Genomic DNA, 17,461 nt, shown 5'->3' with positions numbered 1-17,461 from the left:
GCAAAGTTGTTTGTCGGCCGATATGGCCACAAAATGAAAGCCATCATCAGGCAGCTTTGCTATAACACCAAAATACCTGTTTCCGCATCGGTTTATCATGCGGCAAGCAGGCCGTCTGAAACAGAGATATGATTATGACGCACACACAAATCCATCGTTCCAAATGGCAACGTGCCGCACTCGTATTGCTGCTTGGCAGCATGGTTCAGACGGCCTTTGCCGCAGTCATCAACGTATCCGCACAAGACAATCTCAATGATGCTTTGGCGCGCGCCCAAGCCGGCGATACGCTCAAGCTTGCCTCCGGTACATACAAAACCAAACTCTATATCGACAAACCCATTACCATCGAAGGCCCTGCCGATCGTTCCGCCAAGATTGTCGGCGACCGGAGCGGGAGGACGGTTGCCGTTCATGCGCCTGATGTAACTTTGCGCAATCTGACCGTTTCCCATTCCGGCATGAGTTTGCCGGCAATGGATGCCGGTATCTATTTAGAAGAGACGGCAACGCGCGCGCTGGTGGAGCATAACAACATCATCGACAATTCCGTCGGCGTGTATATTCACGGTGCGGCAGAATCCATGGTGCGGGAAAATAAAATCATCGGCGATGCAACCCTGCGCGTCAACGAACGCGGCAACGGCGTAACCGTCTGGAATGCGCCCGGTGCGCAAGTGGTCGATAACGATATTTCCAAAGGCCGTGACGGTATTTTTTCAAATACCAGTACTCATAATACCTACAAAGGCAACCGTTTTAGCGACTTGCGCTTTGCCGTCCATTATATGTACACCAATGACAGCGAAGTCAGCAACAATATCTCCGTCGGCAACAATATGGGTTATGTGCTGATGTTTTCCGAACGCCTGAAAGTGTATGGCAACATTGCCGTTGGCAGTCGCGACCAAGGCATTATGCTCAACTACGTCAATTATTCTGAAATTCACGATAATGTGATCAATAAGGCAGGCAAATGCGTGTTTGCCTACAATGCCAACTACGATAAAATCTTTGCCAATCATTTCGAGAACTGCCAAATCGGTATCCACTTCACCGCAGCCATCGAAGGCACAACCCTGTACGAAAATTCATTTATTAACAACGAAAGCCAGGTTAAATATGTCAGCACCCGCTTCCTCGATTGGGGCGAGGGTGGTCGCGGCAACTATTGGAGCGATAACAGTGCCTTTGACCTTGACGGCGACGGCTTCGGCGACAGTGCCTACCGTCCCAACGGGATTATCGACCAAATCATCTGGCGCGCACCCGTCGCCCGGTTATTGATGAACAGCCCTGCCATCAGCATTGTCAAATGGGCGCAATCGCAATTTCCCGCCATCCTGCCTGGTGGCGTAATTGATAGCAAGCCTTTGATGAACCCTGTCCGTAATAAAACGACAACCAAATACGAAGCCATGAAGGACGAATTGCTGCATGAAGCAAAAACGCACCAATCCGAATGGGGTAATGCCGAAAACGGTGCGCTGACAGGCGGAAATGCCAATATGTAACCTTTCAGACGGCCTAATATCAAAGGCCGTCTGAAACATTCACTAGAGGAATATCCATGAGCAGTACCAACCACGTTGAATTAAGAAACGTGACCAAGCAGTTTGGCAGCCAAAAGGCCGTCAACCAAGTCGATCTGGTTCTCAAGGCAGGCGAGAGCGTCGGCATGGCAGGACACAACGGTGCAGGCAAATCTACCATTATGAAGCTGATACTCGGCCTGATTACGCCGACCAAGGGCGAAGTGATGCTTTTGGGAGAGCCGACCGGCAGTAAAGCAGGCGCGCAGCGTCGCAGCCAAATCGGTTACCTGCCTGAAACGGTTGCATTGCACCCTTCATTGACCGGTATCGAAACCATGGATTTCTATGCCAAACTTAAAAAACAGCCCCTGAGTAAAAACCGTGAATTGCTCGAGCGTGTCGGCATTTCTCAAGCGGCACGCCGCCGTGTCGGCACTTACTCCAAAGGTATGCGCCAGCGTCTCGCTTTGGCACAGGCCTTGTTGGGTGAGCCTAAAGTCTTATTGTTTGACGAACCGACCACAGGCCTTGACCCGGCTTCACGCCAAATGTTTTACGAAGTCGTGCGCGAACTGAATGGACGCGGTGCGACCGTATTGCTCAGCACCCACGCACTGGCCGAGCTTGACGGCCACGCCGACCGCATCATCGTCATGAAAAACGGCGTGAAAGTTGCCGACGGCAGCATGGATGAGTTGCATGTTCAAAGCGGCCTGCCGCTGACCGTCAACGTCCGCTTGAAAGAAGCACGCCCGTTGAGCGAGCGTTGGCAGCCGCTTTCAGACGGCCTGTCGTATAAAGCGCAATGTAAAGCCGAAGAGCGCATGGCTCTTTTGAGCGAATTGGGTGATTTGGGCAGTCTTGCCTATATCGATATCCACACGCCTACACTTGACGATATGTACGCGCAATTCTTGAAGAGGGAAGACGTATGAACCCCGTTTGGATTATTACCGGCAAAGAAGTCCGCGACAGCCTGCGCAACCGTTGGGTTCTTGCCGCCGCACTTTTGCTTGCCGCATTGGCACTGTCATTAGGCTTTCTCGGCAGCTCGCCTACCGGTTCGGTCAAGGTTGATCCCTTGACGGTAACTGTAGTCAGCCTGTCCAGCCTGTCTATCTTCTTGATTCCGCTGATTGCGATGTTGCTCTCTTATGATGCACTGATTGGCGAAATCGAGCGCGGTACAATGGCGTTGCTGCTAAGTTACCCCATCTCGCGCAACCAAATCCTTGCCGGTAAATTTATCGGCCACCTCATCATTCTTGCCCTTGCTACCACGGCAGGCTACGGATTGGCAGGTATTACCCTTCAGCTTGCCAACGGCGGTTTTGATATTGCCGCATGGCAGCCTTTCGCCCTCTTGATTGCTGCCAGCGTGATTCTTGGCGCAGCCTTTTTGTCCATGGGCTATTTGATCAGCGCAAAAGTTAAAGAACGCGGTACCGCCGCCGGTATCGCCATCGGCGTATGGCTGTTTTTTGTCGTTATTTTCGATATGGCGCTTTTAGGTGTTTTGGTTGCTGATACCGAACAAGTCATTACCGCGCCTGTAGTAGAAACCGTTCTTTTGTTCAACCCCGCAGACATTTACCGTCTGCTCAACCTGACCGGTTATGAAAACACCGCGATGTACGCAGGTATGGCTGGTTTGAGCGAACAAATCAGCCTGAGTATGCCTGTTTTGCTGACGGCTCAGGTATTATGGGTTATCATTCCTTTGGTCTTAGCCGCCTGGATTTTCGGAAAGCGACAAATATGAGAAAAATATTATTGACAACCTTCACACTCATCGCATTGGCAGCCTGCAGCAAGCAGGACAACAGCCCTCCGCCTGCGCCCCAACAAATCAGCGACAGCGCAGTGGGTCATTACTGCAGCATGAATTTGACTGAACACAACGGCCCTAAAGCGCAAATCTTCTTGAACGGCAAACCTGACAAACCAGTTTGGTTTTCCACCATCAAGCAGATGTTCGGTTATACAAAGCTGCCCGAAGAGCCTAAAGGCATTCATGTCATCTATGTTACCGATATGGGCAAAGTCAAAGATTGGGAAAAACCCAATGCTGACGCCGAATGGATAGATGCGAAAAAAGCCTATTACGTCATCGAAAGCAGCTTTATCGGCGGCATGGGTGCGGAAGACGCGCTTCCGTTTGCCGACAAGGCTCAGGCTGAAAAATTCGCCAAAGAAAAAGGCGGCAGAGTAGTCGGTTTTGCAGAGATGCCCGACGAATACATTTTCAAATAAAACAACCAATAAAGGCCGTCTGAAACAGTTTCAGACGGCCTTTGTGTTGGAAGCTGTCGATTGATGATTTAATGAATGCCGCTTTCAATGTAAAGATAAAAAATCCAAGGAATACTCCATGTCCACCCCTTTAACGCGCCGCCGTTTTCTTGCCATCGCCGCCACACTTGTCGCCGGTGTCGGCATTCCTTTTGCCATCAGCCGCAAAACCAATCAGCCGACTCGTCCGGCCAGCCCAAATCAAGAAGAGCAGCCAGTTATTTGGAGAGGCATTGCGTTGGGTTCGGGTGCGGAATTGCGTTTGTTCGGCGTTGAGCGCAAACAGGCAGAAATACTGGTCAACAAAGTATTAGCGGAAGTTTCACGGTTGGAAAAAATCTTCAGCCTGTATAGGGACGACAGCCTGATTAGCCGCTTAAACCGAGAAGGCCGTCTGAAAAATCCGCCATCCGATTTTTTGCAGCTGCTCAGTATTAGTCGAGATATCCATCAGCTGACGCGGGGTGCATTTGATCCCAGCATTCAGCCTTTGTGGAATCTGTATGCCGACCATTTCAGAAGAAATCCGAAAACCGAAACGCCGCCGTCCGAACGCAGCATCAAAGATACGCTTAAATTGGTGGACTTCAATAAAGTCGACTTTGATACTAAAGAAATCCGTTTTGCCCAAAAAGGCATGGGCTTGTCGCTTAACGGCATTGCCCAAGGCTATATCACCGACAAAGTAGCTGAATTGTTGAAGCAGCAAGGCGTTTCTCAGGCATTGATTGATATGGGGGAGATTTATGGCTTTGATAATGCCAACCAGCGCGAGTGGAATGTCAGCATCCGCAATCCTGACCAAGAAGACCAAATCCTGACCACCATTGCCATGAAAAATCAAGCGTTTGCCACATCGGGCGGCTATGGCACGGTAATGGACGAGGCAGGCAAATTTACCCATCTTTTTGATCCGCGCACAGGCGGAAGCCAACCGCGTTATAAAAGCATGAGCGTCATAGCAGAGAGTGCGGCGGTTGCCGATGCCTTTTCTACCGCATTTTCTATTATGGATGAAGCGGCCATCCGAGCAGCGGCCCAAGTTAAAAAGGCACAGGTTTGGCTGGTGATGCCGAATAATGAATTGAAGAAGATTTGAGATTGAGAAAAAGAATGGTTTTGCCAGTTGGTTTGAATATATGAATAAGGGAAAGTCTAAGATATTGAAATAATGAAATATAAAAAAAGAAGGGCTGCCCAAGGGGGCAACCCTGAAACTCTTGCAGCTGGGAGTAATTAGCAAGAGATTACGACACTTAAAACAAAAATTCACTCATTTCAAAGCACGAAGCTTTAATATCTAAGCAAAACGGTATTTCGACCGCTCAAACCCCTTCGATACGGAGAAACACAACATATATGGGAAAACCCGACAAAGTGGTTTGAAGCAATTCAGATGAACGGTCTGTAATGCGGACAACCGGATGTCTTTAGATGAACGGTATAATATCAGGATAAGCGGAACATTACTAGTGAATATTATAAAAAAGTAGAATAATTCATTTAGTGATTGATTATATTGAATAAAAACATGATTTCTTATTGAACTTTTTTACAACATATTGATTTGGTTTTAAAAAGGGAATTACGTAAGTATTTGGCGTTAATCAAAAAACTTGTTTTGAGCTTTGAGAAGAGATAATCAATAGAAAAAGGCCGTCTGAATGTTCAGACGGCCTTTTTTTAAAAAGTTACTTATTTGGTTGCAGAAGCAGTAGAAGCAGCTTCGGCTTGAGCACCTGCAGCTGCGTTTTCACCCCATGCAGCAGGATATTTGTAACCGGCAAAGCGTTTTTGTGAGTAGGCTTTGAACTCGTCAGAGTTATAGGCTTCGGTTACATCTTTCAGCCATTGGCTGTCTTTGTCGGCGGTGCGGACGGCAGACCAGTTAACGTAGGCAAAGCTTGGCTCTTGGAACAGGGCTTCGGTCAGTTTCATGCCGCTGCTCATGGCGTAGTTGCCGTTAACGATGGCAAAGTCAACGTCGGCACGGCTGCGCGGCAGTTGGGCGGCTTCAAGTTCTACGATTTGGATGTTTTTTGGATTTTCGGCAATATCGTTTTTAGAGGCAGTCAGCGGATCAACGTCGGCTTTCAGTTTAATCCAGCCTAATTCGTTCAACATAACCAATGCACGGGCAAAGTTAGATGGGTCGTTAGGTGCAGAAACGCTGACGCCGTCTTTCACTTCGTCCAAAGATTTCAGTTTGCCAGGGTACAGGCCCAAAGGTGCGGTCGGTACTTGGAAGGCCTCAACGATGTCCAGTTTGTGTTCTTTTTTGAAGTCGTCCAGATAAGGTTTGTGTTGGAAGATGTTGATGTCCAATTCGCCTTCAGCCAAAGCAAGGTTGGGGCGCACATAGTCGGTGAACTCGATCAGTTTGACTTTATAGCCTTTTTTCTCCAAAGCCGGTTGGATTTGGTCTTTTACCATATCGCCGAAGTCGCCGACGGTTGTACCGAAGACGATTTCTTTTTTCTCTGCACCGTTGTCGGCAGAAGAAGCGGCAGAAGCAGCAGGCGCGCTGTCTTTTTGACCGCCGCAGGAAGCCAGTACGATGGCGAGCGCAGCGGCTGAAAGAGTTTTGAAGAATGTGTTGATTTGCATATTTTGCTCCTGATGGATGATAAAACGGTTTCAGACGGCCTCAATCTGCCGCCGTTAAAAAAAGAGGGATTGTAAATCTATTTTGGAAATATGAGGACGTTTTTTGTAAATTTATTTGAAATATATGCCCTAAATAGATAACAGGCCGTCTGAAAAATAGTAAGTCCATTTCAGACGGCCTGTTTGCTTAACGCTTGTCCAGTTTGCGCGCCAATCTGTTGCCGATACCTTGAATCAGGATAACGAGTAAAACCAGGATGGCGACGATGAAAATGATGACTTCCATTTGATAGCGGTAGTAGCCGTAACGGATGGCAAGGTCGCCCAAGCCGCCGCCGCCAATCATACCTGCCGCCGCGCTGTACGACAGAAGGCCGATAGCCAGTACGGTAATGCTGGAAACCATACCTGCGCGCGCTTCATTCAAAAGCACTTTGCAGATGATGCTCATGGGGGAAGCACCCATTGCGGAGGCCGCTTCAATCACGCCTCTGGGTACTTCGCGCAGGTTTTGCTCGACCAGACGGGCGAAGTAGAACAGGCCGGATACGCTCAATACCAATGAGGCGGCCACCGGGCCGATGGTCGTGCCGATGATGGCGCGAGTAACAGGAATCATGGCAATCATCAGGATGACGAAAGGGAATGCGCGCATTAGGTTGACCAGGTTGTCCAAAAACAAATTCAGCTGTTTGTTGTAGTGCAACTGATGACTTGACGTCACAAACAGCAATACGCCCAAAATCGTACCGAAGATAACGGCGAAAGTAGTTGATAGGCCGACCATAATAAAGGTTTCACCCAAGGCTTGGATAATTTCGCCCTTCATGCTGACGATGGTCGCAACAGCACTTTCAAATGTTAAATCTGCCATATTAGTCCTCTCGAATCAGCTCTTGCCCGATTTTGGATTGGGCATGGATTTGGTTGCCGTGTACTTCAACGATTTCCAGCAGACGGCCTTTGTCCAAGAGGGCGGCACGGTCGCACAGGCGGCGGATAACGCTCATTTCGTGGGTAACGATGACGATGGTTACGTTGAAACGTCGGTTGATGTCTTCCAAACACTTCAAAACGCTGCGCGTAGTGGCAGGGTCGAGGGCGGAAGTAGGTTCGTCGGCGAGGATGACTTGAGGTTGCGGCGCCAGCGCGCGGGCAATGCCGACACGTTGTTTTTGACCGCCGGAAAGTTGGGACGGGTAATGGTTGGCACGGTCTTGCAAATCAACGATTTCCAAACATTCTTCAACACGCGCTTGGATTTTTTTAGACGGCCATTTGGCAATTTCTAAAGGAAAGGCGACGTTTTCGGCAACGGTACGGTTGCTCAATAGGTTGAACTGTTGGAACACCATGCCGATGTTTTGTCTGGCGTGGCGCAGTTGCGTGGCGTTGAGCGCGGTCAGCTCTTGGCCGCATACGCTGACGGTACCTGTATCCGGACGTTCCAATAAGTTAATCAGGCGCAGCAGGGTGGATTTGCCTGCGCCGGAATAGCCCATCAGGCCAAAGATTTCACCTTGTTTAATTTCGAGGCTGGTCGGCTCAACGGCGACAAAGTCTTTGTTGTCGCGTGTTTGATAGTGTTTGGAGACGTGATCCAGAATAATCATGGTTTATCCGTGTTTTCTTTAATTCGTGTGGCCATCAGGGTGTGCAGACGGCGGTTGTCGGCGCGTGCGACGGTAAATTGCAGGCTGCCGATGATGACTTTTTCGCCTCGTACGGGCAGATGTCCCAACTCTTGAATGACTAGGCCGCCGATGGTATCAGCTTCTTCGCTGCTGTATTCCGTACCGAAGAAGGTGTTGATGTCTTCGATTTCGGTAGCTGCGTGGATGCGCCAGCGTTCGGAAGAAACGGCGTGGATATTGTCGGCGCTGTCGTCTTCGTCAAACTCGTCTTCGATGTCGCCGACGATTTGCTCGATGATGTCTTCAAAGGTGACCAGGCCGGATGTGCCGCCGTATTCGTCAATGACAATCGCCATGTGGTTGCGTTGTTCGCGGAATTCTTTTAAAAGGGAGGCCAGTGATTTGCCTTCGGGAACGAAAACGGCAGGGCGCAAGACGGATTTCAGGTGGAACTGCTCGGGGTTAAACATATATTTGAGCAGGTCTTTGGCGTGCAAAATACCCAAAACTTCGTCTTTGTCTTCGCCGATGACGGGAAAACGCGAATGGGCGGTTTCGATGATGTAGGCCGTGATGCGCTCGATGCTGTCGTTCTCTTTCAATACGTTCATGCGGCTGCGCGTAATCATGGCGTCGCGCACTTCCAGCTCGGCAAAGTCCAATACTTTTTCCAGCCGGGTCAGTGTGTCGGCATCAAAAACTTCCTGTTCGTGCGCTTGGCGCAACAGGGTCAATACGTCTTCGGCGGAGTCGGGCTCGCCGGCAAGTCGGGAGATCAGGCGTTCGAAAAACTTGGGTTTCGACTGCGTACCGTCCATTTTAATATTCGTCCTCTTGGTAGGGGTTGGGGAAGCCTGCCGCCAGCATCAGGCGGATTTCTTCGGCTTCCATTATTTCGGCTTCATTGTCTTCGATGTGGTCGTAGCCCATCAGGTGTAAAGTACCGTGTATGGTCAGGTGGGCAAAATGCTGCTCAGGTGTTTTGCCTTGTTCGGCGGCTTCTTTCAAAACCACTTGCGGGCAAATCATCAAATCGCCATACAGGCCGTCTGAAAACTGGTCGGGTAGGATTTCTCCTTCGTTGAGCGCGAAACTCAATACATTGGTGGCGTAATCTTTGCCGCGGTAGTCGCGGTTGTAAGCGCGGGCTTCTTCTTCGTCCAGAAGAATCAGGCTGATGTCTGCGCGGCGGTATTCGTTTTTCAAGGCAGACCACGCCCAGCGGTAGAAGTCGCGTTCGCTTGGAAGGTTGGCGGCGGAAGAGGCGTTTTCAAAGTTCAGATGAAAACGTTGCCGCTGTAAGGATAAAAAAGGATATTGTTTGGCGCGTTTCATGTTGTCCGGAAAATTTGGTTTTTAGGTGTAAATATAACATATTCACTCCCATGCCGTCTGAAAAACCGCCCAAAATATGATAGACTTCATGCCGTTTTCCATCTTTCAGGCAACCATTATGAACCCGAAAAAACTCGTTATCGCCAGTCGCGAAAGCCTGCTTGCCATGTGGCAGGCAAAACATATCCAAGGCCGTCTGAAAGCCCTGTATCCCGATTGCGAAGTCGAGATTTTGGGCATGACCACGCGCGGCGACCAGATTTTGGACAGAACTTTGTCAAAAGTCGGCGGTAAAGGCTTGTTTGTCAAAGAGTTGGAACAGGCTTTGTATGACGGCAGGGCCGACTTGGCCGTGCATTCGATTAAAGACGTACCGATGGATTTGCCTGAAGGTTTCGCGCTTGCAGCCATCGGCGAACGCGCCAATCCGTTTGACGCGTTTGTATCCAACCAATACGCGCGTTTGGAAGAAATGCCCAAAGGCGCCATCGTCGGTACATCCAGCCTGCGCCGCGAAGCCCAGTTGCGTGCACGCTATCCGCATTTGGTTATCAAACCTTTGCGCGGCAATGTGCAAACCCGTTTGTCCAAACTCGATAACGGCGAATACGACGCGATTATTTTGGCCGCCGCCGGTTTACAGCGCCTGGAATTGGACGAGCGCATCCGCATGATTTTGTCGGAATCCGACAGCCTGCCTGCCGCCGGACAAGGCGCATTGGGTATCGAAATTGCAGCGCATCGCGAAGATTTGTACGAAATTTTAAAACCTTTGAACCACGATACCACCCACGCCTGCGTTACGGCCGAACGCGCGTTGGCGCGCGCTTTGGGCGGAAGCTGCCAAGTGCCGCTGGCCGCATATTGCACTGAAGAAAACGGCTTGCTGACCTTGCACGGCTTGGTCGGTCATCCTGACGGTTCGGTCATTTTGCAGGCGGACGCGCAAGCCCCTGCCGAATACGCCGATGCCTTGGGTCGTGCAGTCGCTAAAAAACTGGCAGATGATGGTGCGGAAGAATTAATTGCCGCCGTATTACAAGAACAGGCTTAAAATAGCATAGATAATTTAAAAAGGCCGTCTGAAATTTTCAGACGGCCTTTGTTTTGTTGACGCTTAAGGATTCATAATTCGCGCAACCAAAGCTTTTTCTTTGCCCTGCATGTTGGGGATTTTGACCTGAATACCGTTGCCGGGTGCTACATCGACAGGCTGGCCTTTGCGGGTCATTTGTTCCAATTTGATGGTTTGATTGCCGCTCGGGTGGATAATTTCGAGTGAATCGCCGATGGCAAAGCGGTTTTTGACTTCGATTGTCGCCCAGCCGTTTTCATCGATTTCGGTAACGTGGCCGACATATTGGCTTTGTTTGGCGATGGAGTGGCCGGTCAGGTAGTTTTGATAATCCTGAGTTTGGTGGCGTTCGAGGAAGCCGCTGGTGTAGCCGCGGTTGGCAAGGCCTTCGAGTTCGCTCAACAGGCTGTAATCAAACGGACGGCCTGCAACGGCATCATCAATCGCTTTACGGTAGGACTGAGCCACGCGCGCAACATAATAAAGCGATTTTGTGCGGCCTTCGACTTTGAGGCTGTCCACGCCGATTTTGGCCAGTTTCTCAACCACTTCAATGCCGCGAAGGTCTTTGGAGTTCATGATGTAGGTGCCGTGTTCGTCTTCCATAATCGGCATCATTTCGCCCGGGCGGTTGGACTCTTCAATCAGGAAAACTTTGTCGGCGTAGGGATGGCGTTTTTGACCGTTGATGCCTTCAAAGTTTTGGTTGGCTTCTTCTTGGGCTTTTTCAAAGTTGAAACCTTGCAGAAGCTGGGCGTCGCCCGCATCGCTTTCAGTGGCGTTGTGAACCTTGTAATCCCAACGGCAGGAGTTGGTGCAGGTGCCTTGGTTAGGGTCGCGGTGGTTGAAGTAGCCGGAGAGCAGGCAGCGGCCGGAGTAGGCGATGCACAATGCGCCGTGAATGAAGACTTCGAGTTCGATGTCGGGGCATTCTTGGCGGATTTCGGCGATTTCTTCCATGCTCAATTCGCGCGACAGAATAATGCGTTCGACACCGATGTTTTGCCAGAATTTTGCGCCCCAGTAGTTGGTGGTATTTGCCTGAACGGACAGGTGAATCGGCATTTCCGGCCATTTTTCGCGCACGGTCATGATCAAACCCGGATCCGCCATAATCAGCGCGTCGGGCTTCATGGCAATCAAGGGTTCCATATCGGAAACAAAGGTTTTGAGTTTGGAGTTGTGCGGCAGCGTATTGACGGTCAGGAAGAATTTTTTGTTGCGCTCGTGCGCTTCTTTAATGCCTTGTTCGAGGACGTCGAGTTTGGCAAATTCGTTGTTGCGGGCGCGCAGGGAGTAACGCGGGCTGCCGGCGTAAACGGCATCTGCGCCGTAGTCGTAGGCGGCGCGCATACGTTCAAGGCCGCCTGCCGGTAATAAGAGTTCGGGTGCTTTCATGTTTTATGCTTTTTAAAATGTTTTCAGACGGCCCTCAAGAGAAGAGGGAAGGCCGTCTGAAAGATGTTTGAAGAATGGGCGGATTATCCGCTGTTTTTGTGTTTCGGTCAATTTTGTGTCGGGTTTGCGCTTTGTTTTTTATACGGAAAATGTCTTATATGATGAAAGGTGAAAAGGGGCTGCAATTCATTGGAAATGTAAAAAAAGTAGGGTTGGACGGAATAATTTAACAAAAAACCGTTCAAGCAATGTATTTTCTTGTAAAATATCAAGCTTCATTTTAAAAAATATTCGGATTAATTACCGATTTTGACCGACGGAAGGGTTATGGATTTTCGTTTTGACATTATTTACGAATACCGCTGGATGTTTTTATACGGCGTATTAGCGACGCTGGGACTGACGGTTGTTGCAACGGCAGGCGGCTCAGTTTTGGGTTTGCTGCTGGCATTGGCGCGTTTGATCAATCCGGAAAAAGCCGGTGCACCGATGCGTGTCTTGGCTTGGGTGTTGCGTAAGATTTCTTTTTGGTATGTGACGCTGTTTCGCGGTACGCCATTGTTTGTACAAATTGTGATTTGGGCTTATGTTTGGTTCCCATTTTTCGTTCATCCGGCCGACGGTGTGCTAATTAGCGGCGAAGCAGCCATTGATCTGCGCCGTTCTTATGGTGCGCTGATTGCCGGCTCTTTGGCTTTGGTTGCGAACTCAGGTGCGTATATTTGTGAAATTTTCCGTGCCGGTATTCAATCGATTGATAAAGGACAAATGGAAGCTGCGCGTTCTCTGGGCCTGACCTATACTCAGGCGATGCGTTATGTGATTTTGCCACAAGCTTTGCGCCGTATGTTGCCACCATTGGCCAGTGAGTTTATTACGTTGTTGAAAGACAGCTCATTGTTGTCGGTCATTGGCGTGGCTGAGTTGGCTTATGTACAAAGCACAATTACCGGCCGCTATTCTGTCTATGAAGAACCGCTTTATACAATCGCGCTGATTTATTTGGTGCTGACAAGCTTTTTGGGTTGGGTATTCCTGCGATTGGAAAGCCGCTACAATCCGCAACACCGCTAATCGGTTTGAATTAAAAAAAGGAAGACTTTTCAAGTCTTCCTTTTTTTATTTGCCGTCAATGTTTCAGACGGCCTTGAATCAGAATGCTTCGCCGACTTTGACACCGCCTGCGATGTCTTTTGGTGTTGCCAGTTTGGCAGTTGCTTGTTGGGCGGCTTGGAATGCTTCGGTTGCCATGATGTCGGCAGCTTCTTGTACGGTCAATGTGTTGGCCATGTATTGCCAACGTGCTGCCAAGTCGGCGTTTGCCGGTGCGTGGAAACCGTCTCGCAATTCATCTACCAAGTCAGGGCGGTTGCATACCAGTACAATATCGCAGCCTGCTTCAAAAGAAAGGCGGGCGCGTTCTTTAATACCGCCGACACCGCATGCACCTTCCATGGTCAGGTCGTCTGAAAAGATAACGCCGTTAAATCCGATTTCTTGGCGCAGGATTTGTTTCAGCCATTTTTCGGAGAAACCGGCAGGTTGGCTGTCGGTTTGCGGATACACGACGTGGGCAGGCATGACTGCGGCCATGCCTGCTTGGCTCAATGCTCGGAAGGGGATAAGGTCTGCGGCTTCTAGCTCTTCGCGGCTGCGTTCGTCGCAAGGCAGGACGTGATGGCTGTCGCCTTCGACAAAGCCGTGGCCGGGGAAGTGTTTGCCGCAAGATTTCATGCCGCCTCTGTTCAGGCCTTTTTGCAGGGCAAGGGCAAGCTGGGTAACGATGTTGGCATCGCGGTGGAAACTGCGGTTGCCGATGACGGCGCATTGACCCCAGTCCAAATCCAAAACAGGTGTGAAGGATAGGTCGATACCGCAGGCGGAGAGTTCGGTAGCCAAAACCCAACCGACTTGTTCTGCTTGGGCGCAGGCGGCTTCTTTGCCTTTGTTATCCCAAATTTCGCCCAATACGTTCATGGCAGGCAGGCGGGTGAAGCCGTCAATAAAACGTTGAACCCGTCCGCCTTCGTGGTCGACGGCGATGATGAGTTCAGGTGTACGGATGGCTTTGATTTCTTGAACCAAAGCTTTGAGCTGGGAAACGTTTTCAAAGTTACGGCGGAACAAAATAACGCCACCGACGGCAGGGTCGAGCAGGCGTTGTTTTTCTTCTTCGGTCAGATGATAGGCGGCGACATCGGCCATGACTGGGCCGCGTGGAAGATGAGGCGTATTCATTGTTTTGTCCTGAATAATATATATATTGGATAATCGTTATGTTCAGACGGCCTGAGAGTCTAGGAATATCTCAGGCCGTCTGAATATTGGTTTTGAATTAGGCAGTTGCTTTTTTCTTGTCTTTTAAGATGAAAATCAACACAACCATCACGATGCCGGTTACCACAAAACCTAAAGGCGCAGAGCCGGTCATGCCCAGTGCGAGGTAGCCTGTGGCGGCAGATGCGGCTACGGTCAGCGAGTAAGGGAATTGCGAGGTAACGTGGTCGATATGGTTACAGTGTGCGCCGGTAGAAGAGAGGATGGTGGTGTCGGAAATTGGCGAGCAGTGGTCGCCAAATACGGCACCGGCCATTACGGCAGACATGCAAGGGATAATCAGCGAAGGTTCGACTTTGACGGCCATGGCGGCGGCAATCGGCAACATGATGCCGAATGTGCCCCAACTTGTGCCGGTAGCGAAGGCCATCACGCCTGCGAGCAGAAACAAAATCACGGGCAGGAAGCCTGCGTGGATATTGCCTGCCACCAAAGTGGAGAGGTATTCGCCGGTGTGCATCTCGCTGACAACGGTGCTGATGATCCATGCCAAAATCAAGATGGTAATGGCGCCGCGCATAGAGATGATGCCCTGCCAAATGGCTTTAGGATAATCGCTGGTTTTGATGGTACCGATGGTGCAGAGGATGACGGCCAATACGCCGCAAGTACCGCCGAACACGAGGGAAGTATTTACATCGGTATTTTCAAACGCGCTGAGCAAAGAGAAGGTCTCAGAAGCTTGTGCGCCAGTGTAAATCATGGCAGAAACCGTGGCGACAATCAGTACCAAAACCGGCACAATCAGCGCGAATACGCGGCCGTTGGGATGGCCTGTTTCAAAGGTTTCATCATGAATTTCATTCAAAGCGGCGCGTTCTAAACGGGCCATGGAGCCGATATCAAAAGAGAACCAAGCCACGACAAACACCATAATCAATGCGAAGACGGCGTAGTAATTCATCAGGCTCATGGCTACGAATGCGCCCATTGGCGTGTAGTCTGTAATGTTGTAAGTCACCAAAAGGCCTGCCAAAGTAGCGATAATCGATGCCCCCCAACTGGATACCGGCATCAAAACGCACATTGGCGCGGCAGTGGAGTCAAGGATATAAGCCAGTTTGGCGCGGGAAACTTTGAATTTATCGGTCACAGGGCGGGCAATCGCACCGACGGCAAGACTGTGGAAATAGTCGTCAATAAAGGTAACAAATACCAGACAGGCAGTCAGCAATTTCGCACCGCGACGGCCTTTGATGTGCTGTTTTGCCCAATCGGCAAATGCTTGGTTGCTGCCGGAATGTGTCAGCAGGGAAGTGAAAATCCCCAAAAGCACCAAAAAGAGCAGGATTTTGGGTTTGCCCAAAGACCAATCGCCGTCCGCCCAAGTCAGGCTGACAGCCATGTCTTTCAAGTGAACCAAAGCATCAAGTGGATTACCGCCTACCAGCAGGAATGAGCCGACGATAATGCCGACACCGAGGGACAGCAATACACGGCGCGTGGCAATGGCCAAGGCGAGCGCGATGGCTGCCGGGACGATGGATAAAATAGAATTTGAATAATTAATAAGTTGCATAATTATATTGTATATAAGCGGTGAAATATTTTCAGACGGCCTAAGTTGGAAGACGGATAACAAAATACCCACTGCCTCTGACAGATGGGTATTTTATCATCTAACACATCATCATGCCGTCTGAAAAATCGGACTACTGCAGATTTAGCGCGAGGAACAAAGTATTGCCTTCGCGTTGTACCAAAAGCGGTACGTTTTTGCCTGCGCTTTCCAAGGCACTTCGGAAAGTGGATTCGTCATTGACGCTGATTTGGCTGACGGCAATAATTTCGTCGCCGCGTTTGAGGCCGGCACGTTCGGCCGCTCCGCTAACGCGCAGAACGATTAAGCGTTGTTTGCCGTCTGCGTTTTCAACCTGCAGGGTAACGCCTGCATTTTCAACGGTGAATCCGTCATGGCCGCCGTCGTGTTGCGGGTGTTCGGCTTCTTTTGCAGAAGTTTCCGTTTGTTCGGCTGCGCTGCCAAGTTTGACTTTGACATCGGTTTGTTTGCCGCCGCGCCAAATGCTCAAAGTTACTTCTTTGCCCGGCATAATCGAGCCGACCATAACAGGCAAATCGCTGGAAGCGCGGACTTCTTCGCCGTTTACGCTGCGGACAATATCGCCGACTTGCAAACCGGCTTGTTGTGCCGCGCTGTTCGGCATGATTTTGGCAATCAGTGCGCCACTTGCTTTGTCCAAACCGAAAGATTTGGCCAAATCGTAAGAAACTTCTTGAATAACCACGCCTAATTGACCGCGTTGGACTTTGCCGTTGGCTTTTAATTGATCGGCCACATTCATGGCAACATCAATCGGAATGGCAAACGAAATACCCATAAAACCGCCGCTGCGGCTGTAAATTTGCGAGTTGATGCCGACTACTTGGCCGCGGAGGTTGAATAACGGGCCACCTGAGTTGCCGGGGTTGATGGCAACATCGGTTTGGATGAACGGCGTGTAGTTTTCATTCGGCAGGCTGCGGCCTTTGGCGGAGACGATGCCGGAGGTTACGCTGTTGTCAAAGCCGAAAGGAGCGCCGATGGCGGCTACCCATTCGCCCGGTTTCAAATCTTTCGGATTGCCGATTTTGACAACCGGCAAGTCTTCTTGCGGCTCAATTTTTAAGAGGGCAACGTCGGATTGGGCGTCTGAGCCGACCAGTTTGGCCGTGTATTCGCGTTTATCGTTGAGCAGGACTTTAATGTTGCCCATGCCGGCAACTACGTGGGTATTGGTCAGGATATAGCCGTCTTTGCTGATGATGAAGCCGGAACCGAAATTCAAAGCGTCGCTTTCGGTATCTTCTTGCGGCATGTCGGGCATATTGGGAACAAGGCGCTTGAAGAACTCGTAAAACGGATCGTTGTCGGGGAATTGGCTCAGGTCCATACTGTGGTCGTCATCCGGTGTCGCAGTGCGTTTTGCCGGTGTCGCTTGAATATTGACGACTGCCTGTCCTTCGTTTTGCACCAGTTGGGCGAAGTCGGGCAACAACATGCCGACTTTTCCGTCATCGGTATTGGTTTCTATGCGTTGAACGAGTTCTTTGTTTTCGTCTTTGCCAAAAAAGGTGCTGACTTTGTCGCAACCTGAAAGAAGGGAAGCTGAGAGGACAGCGAGGGTCAGATATGTGTTTGTTTTAATATTCACGAAAGTTCCTTTTGCCGGTGCCTATCGTATTGTCGGCATGCGTTTGACCCGGCAGGCAGTTTTATTGTTTGAATGCTGTTTAAATGTATAAGATAG

General features: G+C 50.2%; 16 protein-coding genes. 7 read left to right on the top strand and 9 right to left on the bottom strand.

Annotation, left to right across the window (positions count from 1 at the left end):
• The first annotated feature begins 134 nt into the window (after positions 1-134).
• The 5 genes from DBY97_RS02010 to DBY97_RS01990 all read left to right on the top strand — a co-directional run bounded on the left by DBY97_RS02010 (position 135) and on the right by DBY97_RS01990 (position 4,926).
• Positions 135-1,514, top strand: coding sequence for a nitrous oxide reductase family maturation protein NosD (locus DBY97_RS02010; protein ID WP_371460289.1), 1,380 nt, complete (start codon positions 135-137; stop codon positions 1,512-1,514).
• A gap of 56 nt (positions 1,515-1,570) precedes the next feature.
• Positions 1,571-2,470: an ABC transporter ATP-binding protein gene (locus DBY97_RS02005; RefSeq protein WP_070826624.1), complete on the top strand. Its 900-nt coding sequence runs from the start codon at positions 1,571-1,573 to the stop codon at positions 2,468-2,470.
• Positions 2,467-3,297, top strand: coding sequence for an ABC transporter permease (locus DBY97_RS02000; protein WP_070606811.1), 831 nt, complete (start codon positions 2,467-2,469; stop codon positions 3,295-3,297). Before DBY97_RS02005 ends, DBY97_RS02000 begins: the two co-directional genes overlap by 4 nt.
• Positions 3,294-3,788 (top strand): nitrous oxide reductase accessory protein NosL, encoded by a 495-nt coding sequence (locus DBY97_RS01995; protein WP_070695420.1) that lies wholly within the window; start codon positions 3,294-3,296, stop codon positions 3,786-3,788. Before DBY97_RS02000 ends, DBY97_RS01995 begins: the two co-directional genes overlap by 4 nt.
• A 118-nt stretch (positions 3,789-3,906) precedes the next feature.
• Positions 3,907-4,926, top strand: coding sequence for an FAD:protein FMN transferase (locus DBY97_RS01990; RefSeq protein WP_107857258.1), 1,020 nt, complete (start codon positions 3,907-3,909; stop codon positions 4,924-4,926).
• 596 nt (positions 4,927-5,522) lie between these two features.
• Here DBY97_RS01990 and DBY97_RS01985 read toward each other — a convergent pair.
• From DBY97_RS01985 to ybeY, 5 genes are all read right to left on the bottom strand, one after another.
• Complete coding sequence (locus DBY97_RS01985; RefSeq protein ID WP_070826622.1) at positions 5,523-6,434, bottom strand: MetQ/NlpA family ABC transporter substrate-binding protein; 912 nt, start codon at positions 6,432-6,434, stop codon at positions 5,523-5,525.
• A gap of 187 nt (positions 6,435-6,621) precedes the next feature.
• Positions 6,622-7,308, bottom strand: a complete 687-nt coding sequence (locus DBY97_RS01980) for a methionine ABC transporter permease (RefSeq protein ID WP_004519678.1) — start codon at positions 7,306-7,308, stop codon at positions 6,622-6,624.
• A gap of 1 nt (position 7,309) precedes the next feature.
• Complete coding sequence (locus DBY97_RS01975; protein WP_049322796.1) at positions 7,310-8,047, bottom strand: methionine ABC transporter ATP-binding protein; 738 nt, start codon at positions 8,045-8,047, stop codon at positions 7,310-7,312.
• Positions 8,044-8,886 (bottom strand): HlyC/CorC family transporter, encoded by an 843-nt coding sequence (locus tag DBY97_RS01970; protein ID WP_107737831.1) that lies wholly within the window; start codon positions 8,884-8,886, stop codon positions 8,044-8,046. The genes DBY97_RS01975 and DBY97_RS01970 overlap by 4 nt, the downstream gene beginning before the upstream one ends.
• A 1-nt stretch (position 8,887) precedes the next feature.
• Complete coding sequence (gene ybeY, locus DBY97_RS01965; protein ID WP_107857257.1) at positions 8,888-9,403, bottom strand: rRNA maturation RNase YbeY; 516 nt, start codon at positions 9,401-9,403, stop codon at positions 8,888-8,890.
• Between the two features lie 118 nt (positions 9,404-9,521).
• Between ybeY and hemC the strand changes: the two genes are divergently transcribed.
• Positions 9,522-10,457 carry a hydroxymethylbilane synthase gene (hemC, locus tag DBY97_RS01960; protein ID WP_107857459.1) on the top strand — a complete coding sequence of 312 codons (936 nt, stop codon included), beginning with the start codon at positions 9,522-9,524 and terminating at the stop codon, positions 10,455-10,457.
• Positions 10,458-10,520: 63 nt separating this feature from the next.
• On the opposite strand, the gene yegQ is transcribed toward hemC, so the two are convergent.
• Positions 10,521-11,876 carry a tRNA 5-hydroxyuridine modification protein YegQ gene (yegQ, locus tag DBY97_RS01955; RefSeq protein WP_107857256.1) on the bottom strand — a complete coding sequence of 452 codons (1,356 nt, stop codon included), beginning with the start codon at positions 11,874-11,876 and terminating at the stop codon, positions 10,521-10,523.
• Between the two features lie 327 nt (positions 11,877-12,203).
• Between yegQ and DBY97_RS01950 the strand changes: the two genes are divergently transcribed.
• Complete coding sequence (locus DBY97_RS01950; RefSeq protein WP_107857255.1) at positions 12,204-12,950, top strand: amino acid ABC transporter permease; 747 nt, start codon at positions 12,204-12,206, stop codon at positions 12,948-12,950.
• A gap of 78 nt (positions 12,951-13,028) precedes the next feature.
• Here the strand turns inward: DBY97_RS01950 and nagZ are convergent, their stop codons facing one another.
• From nagZ to DBY97_RS01935, 3 genes are all read right to left on the bottom strand, one after another.
• On the bottom strand, positions 13,029-14,114 hold the full coding sequence (gene nagZ, locus DBY97_RS01945; RefSeq protein ID WP_107857254.1) for a beta-N-acetylhexosaminidase: 1,086 nt from the start codon (positions 14,112-14,114) through the stop codon (positions 13,029-13,031).
• 97 nt (positions 14,115-14,211) lie between these two features.
• The gene (locus DBY97_RS01940) at positions 14,212-15,732 is read right to left on the bottom strand and encodes a Na+/H+ antiporter NhaC family protein (protein ID WP_107857253.1); all 1,521 of its coding nucleotides are present in this window, start codon (positions 15,730-15,732) and stop codon (positions 14,212-14,214) included.
• A gap of 133 nt (positions 15,733-15,865) precedes the next feature.
• On the bottom strand, positions 15,866-17,365 hold the full coding sequence (locus tag DBY97_RS01935; RefSeq protein WP_107857252.1) for a DegQ family serine endoprotease: 1,500 nt from the start codon (positions 17,363-17,365) through the stop codon (positions 15,866-15,868).
• Positions 17,366-17,461: the final 96 nt, after the last annotated feature.

It is taken from the genome of Neisseria subflava (genome assembly GCF_003044645.1).
Taxonomy (GTDB): Bacteria; Pseudomonadota; Gammaproteobacteria; order Burkholderiales; family Neisseriaceae; genus Neisseria; species Neisseria subflava_B.
This window is presented reverse-complemented; position numbering and strand designations above follow the sequence as displayed.